Genomic DNA, 1,660 nt, shown 5'->3' with positions numbered 1-1,660 from the left:
GGCCAGTACCTGATGAAGGTGCTGCAGGACAAGGTGTTCTGATCACATGAGCAAGCTGATTCCCACCCGCCTGCCGGGCGTCGTGATCGTGGAGCCGGCGGTGTTCGGCGACGACCGCGGCTGGTTCTCCGAGAGCTACAACGAACCGCGCTTCCATGCGCAGCTGGCCGAGCTGGGCCTGCCCGCGCCGCGGCCCTTCGTGCAGGACAACCATTCCGTCAGCGCCGCCTGGGTGCTGCGCGGCCTGCACTACCAGCGCGCGCCGCATGCCCAGGGCAAGCTGGTGCGCGTGGTCAAGGGCTCGGCCTTCGACGTGGCGGTGGACATCCGCCGCGGCTCGCCCACCTTCGGCCAGTGGGTGGGTGAGGTGCTGTCGGCCGACAACAAGCGCCAGCTGTGGATTCCCGAGGGCTTTGCCCACGGCTTTGTGGCGCTGGAGGACGACACCCACTTCCTCTACAAGACCACCGACACCTACGCCAAGGACTGCGAAGGCAGCATCGTCTGGAACGACCCGGCCATCGGCATCGAATGGCCGCTGCCGGCCGGCGTGCAGCCGCGCCTGGCGCCCAAGGACGCCGCCGCGCCGCTGCTGGCCGACGCGAAGCACGATTGATCACGCTGTCTTGATGACCGAAGCCCTGAGCACCGGCGCCGGCCGCCGCCTTCGTTTTGCGCTGGTGGGCTGCGGCCGCATCGCCCGCAACCATGTGGCGGCGCTGGCCGCCCATGCCGAACGTGCCGAGCTGGTGGCGCTGTGCGACAAGCGGCCCGAGGCCATCCAGGCCCTGGTCGACCACGCGCCCCACCTGGCGGATGTGCCGCGCTTTCACAGCCTGGCCGCGCTGCTGGCCGGCAGCCAGCCCGACATCGTGGTGCTGGCCACGCCCAGCGGCCTGCATTCGCGCCAGGCCATCGAGGTGGCGCAGGCCGGCCGCCATGTGCTCAGCGAAAAGCCCATGGCCACCAAGTGGGACGAAGGCATGGCCATGGTGCGCGCCTGCCGTGAGGCCGGCGTCAAGCTGTTCGTCGTCAAGCAGAACCGGCTGAACGCCACGCTGCAGCTGCTGAAAAAGGCCATCGACGCCGGGCGCTTCGGCCGCATCGCGATGGTCAACGTCAACGTGTTCTGGACCCGGCCGCAGAGCTACTACGACGAAGCGCCCTGGCGTGGCCGCTGGGACATGGACGGCGGCGCCTTCATGAACCAGGCCAGCCACTATGTGGACATGGTCGACTGGCTGGTGGGCCCGGTGGACAACGTGCATGCCTACACCGCCACGCTGGGCCGCGACATCGAGGCCGAAGACACCGGCGTGATGAGCCTGCGCCTGCGCCGCGGCGGCCTGGCGTCCATCAACGTCACCATGCTCACCCACGGCAAGAACTTCGAAGGCAGCATCACCGTGCTGGGCGAGAAGGGCACCGTGCGCATCGGCGGCGTGGCCGTGAACGAGATCCAGCACTGGTCGTTTGAAGACGCCCAGCCCGAAGACGAAGCGGTGAAGACGGCCAACTACGCGCCGCCTTCGGTGTACGGCTATGGCCACCCGCTGTACTACGCCAACGTGATCGACACCCTGCTGGGCCAGGCCAGCGCCGAGGTGGACGGCTACGAAGGCCTGCGCTCGCTCGAAGTGATCATCGCCGCCTACCGCAG

At 68.5% G+C, this 1,660-nt stretch carries 2 protein-coding genes; both read left to right on the top strand.

Going from position 1 to position 1,660, the window contains the following annotated elements; translation table 11 throughout:
- The first annotated feature begins 46 nt into the window (after positions 1-46).
- Positions 47-616 (top strand): dTDP-4-dehydrorhamnose 3,5-epimerase, encoded by a 570-nt coding sequence (gene rfbC / locus ABNT58_RS28185; RefSeq protein WP_348756687.1) that lies wholly within the window; start codon positions 47-49, stop codon positions 614-616.
- A gap of 13 nt (positions 617-629) precedes the next feature.
- On the top strand, positions 630-1,660 hold a 1,031-nt coding region (locus ABNT58_RS28180), incomplete at its 3' end, for a Gfo/Idh/MocA family oxidoreductase (RefSeq protein ID WP_348756686.1).

The sequence above is a fragment of the uncultured Aquincola sp. genome, from assembly GCF_964001545.1.
GTDB lineage: Bacteria > Pseudomonadota > Gammaproteobacteria > Burkholderiales > Burkholderiaceae_C > Aquincola.
Note: the sequence above shows the minus strand (reverse complement) of the source record. Positions and strands in the feature narration are given on the sequence as shown.